Annotated in this window: 2 protein-coding genes; one reads left to right on the forward strand and one right to left on the reverse strand. The window is 70.0% G+C overall.

Going from position 1 to position 2,970, the window contains the following annotated elements; all coding sequences use genetic code 11:
* A partial coding sequence (locus AB1609_19755; GenBank protein ID MEW6048679.1) for a D-alanyl-D-alanine carboxypeptidase family protein occupies nucleotides 1–1,191 on the forward strand: 1,191 nt, incomplete at its 5' end.
* Between the two features lie 2 nt (nucleotides 1,192–1,193).
* Here the strand turns inward: AB1609_19755 and AB1609_19760 are convergent.
* A partial coding sequence (locus tag AB1609_19760) for a 3'-5' exonuclease (GenBank protein ID MEW6048680.1) occupies nucleotides 1,194–2,970 on the reverse strand: 1,777 nt, incomplete at its 5' end.

The raw sequence follows: 2,970 nt of genomic DNA on the forward strand, positions 1-2,970 counted from the left end.
CTGGCGGCGGCCCTCACGGCAGGGGTGGCAGCGCTGCTTGCCGCCCTCCCGCTGGCCGCCCTGCCGGTCCTGCCCTCGTGGGCCCCGGGCAGTTTCGGGCTGCCCGCCGAGAGCCTCTCCGCCCTCGAGGCCACGGCCCCGTTCGGCTCGCTGCCGGTGCACTACGTCGCCGCAGCCTCCAAGGGGCCGCCGGTCAGCGCCGCTGCGGCCATCCTCCTGGAGGCCTCCACCGGCACCGTGCTCTACGCCCGAAACGAACACCAGCGCCGCGCCCCCGCCAGCACCACCAAGATCATGACCGCTCTCATCACCATCGAGTCGGGCGCCTTGCGCGATCGGGTCACGGTCTCCCGCCACGCAGCCGGCATGCGGGGCTCCTCCGCCGGGCTTGGGACCGGCGAGCGCTATACCCTCGAGGAACTTCTCTACGCGCTGATGCTCCCCTCGGGCAACGACGCCGCTGTGGCCATCGCCGAGCACCTGGCCGGCAGCGTCCAGGCCTTCGCCGAGCGCATGAACCGCCGCGCCCGGGAACTGGGCGCGTACGAGTCCCACTTCGTCAACTCCCACGGCCTGGACGACCCGAACCACTATTCGACGGCGTACGACCTGGCCCTCTTCGCCCGCACGGCGCTGCAGTACCCGCTGTTTGCGAAGGTGGTGGGCACGCGGGCGTTCAGCACCCTTTCGCAGCAGCGCACCTGGCACAACACCAACCGGCTGCTCTGGAGCTTCGACGGCGCGACCGGGGTCAAGACCGGAACCACGGGCAGGGCCGGCAACTGCCTGGTGGCGGCCGCCTCCCGGGATGGTACGACGCTCGTTGCCGTGGTGCTGGACAGCGCCGACCGGTGGGCGGACAGCGCGCGGCTGCTGGAGTACGGCTTTTCGGCCTTTGCCCGCGTGGAACTGGCGCGGCGCGGGGACGAGGTGGCACGGGTGCCGGTGGCCGGCGGGAGCCCGAACACCCTGCGGGTGCTGGCCGCCCAGCGGCTGGCCACCGTCGTGGCGGTGCGGCAGGTGAAAGACGTTCGAGGGAAAGTCGAGCTCTCGCGGATCGCGCCGCCCATCCGGGCGGGGTCGGTGGTGGGGCAACTCGTCGCCTACCAGGGGGATGAGGTCATCGGCAGCGTGCCGCTCATGGCAGCCCACAACGTCGGGGCCCGCCCCTGGTGGCAGTGGTGGCGGTAGAGCTAGCCGACCTTCTCGATGGGCGCCGCAGAAGCCAGCAGCCGCCGTACGCCCGCCGACGGGAAGGCCACGGTGAGCACCAGGTCCCGGCCGGCGCGCTCCAGCGAGACGACCGTCCCCTCACCGAAGCTCTGGTGGCGCAGCCGGTCTCCCGCCTTCCAGGCCGGTCCTTCCTCGTCCGCCCCCGGGCCGGGCGCCGCGCGGCCGCCCGCCCGCATCCCGTCGCGAGCAAGCTCCCGGGCGGCCTTTTGCACGTACTCCTTGAACCACGTCTCGCTCACATCGTCGAGAAGCTCGCGGGGCATCTCCTCGACAAACCGTGAAACCTCGTTGGCCACAAGCTGCCCGTACATGGCGCGCATCCGGGCGCAGCTCAGGTACAGCCGTTCCTTGGCCCGGGTCACCCCCACGTAGCAAAGCCGCCGCTCCTCCTCCAGTTCGTCGGGCTCGTAGACGCTGCGCATGTGCGGGAGGATGCCCTCCTCCATCCCCACCAGGAAAACCACCGGGAACTCCAGTCCCTTGGCGGCGTGCAGCGTCATCATGCTGACCGCCTGCGCCTGCTCGTCGTAGGCGTCAACGTCGGACATGAGCGCCACGTGGGCCAGGAACTCGTCGAGACCGGCGCCCGCGTGCTCCTCCTCGAAGCGCCTGGCGAGCGACAGGAGTTCCTTGAGGTTTTCGATGCGGGCGAACGCCTCGTCGGTGCCCTGTTGCTCGAGTTCGGCGACATATCCCGACTCCCGGAGCACCCGGTCGATGAGGCCGGTCAGCCCCAGTTCGCCCGCCCCCTGCCGCCACCCGTCCAGCTGGGACGCGAAGCGCCGCAGCGCCTGTGCCGCCGTCCTGTTGAACAGCCCCGCTTCGCAGGCCGGGCCGATGGCCTGCGCGGGCGCCATCCCTCGTTCCCGGGCCCACGCCTCCAGCCGGGCCATGGTGGTCTCGCCGACGCCCCGGCGAGGCACGTTGATGATGCGCCGCAGGCTCAACAGATCCCCGGGCGAGGCGATCACCCGCAGGTAGGCCAGGACGTCCTTGACCTCCTTGCGCTCGTAGAAGCGCAACCCCGCCACGATGCGGTACGGGATCTGGCGCGCCAGGAACGCCTCTTCAAAGGTGCGGGACTGGGCGTGCGTGCGGTACAGAAGCGCAAAATCCTGGAAGCTCCGCCCCTCCTGCCGCCCGCGCAGGATTTCCTGCGCCACGAACGCCGCCTCGCCCCGCTCGTCCTCGGCCCGGCAGAAGACGATGGGGTAGCCCTTGGGGTTGTGCGTCCACAGGTGCTTGTCCAGGCGCCGGGAGTTGCGGCGGATGAGGCGGTTGGCCGCCTCGACGATGGTGGCCGTTGAACGGTAGTTCTGCTCGAGCCTGACCACCCGGGCGGAGGGGTAGTCGCGCTCGAAGGAGAGGATGTTGCGGATGTCGGCGCCGCGCCATCCGTAGATGGACTGCATGTCGTCGCCCACCACCATCAAGTTGCGGTGGGCGGCCGCAAGGAGGTTGACCAGCTCGTACTGGGCGTGGTTGGTGTCCTGGTATTCGTCGACGAGGATGAAGCGCAGCCGGCGCTGGTAGCGCGCGAGCACGTCCGGGTGGTTGCGGAAGAGGTTGACCGTCTCCATGAGCAGGTCGTCGAAATCCAGGGCGTGCGCCTCTCGCATGAGTTCCTGGTATCGACGGAAGACCCTGGCCACCAGCCGGTCGTAGACGCTCGACGCCTGTTCGGCCGCCTGCTCGGGGCCGATCAGTTCGTTTTTGAACTGGGAGCAGGCAGAAAGC

The organism is Bacillota bacterium (assembly GCA_040754675.1).
Lineage (GTDB): Bacteria > Bacillota > Limnochordia > Limnochordales > Geochordaceae > Geochorda.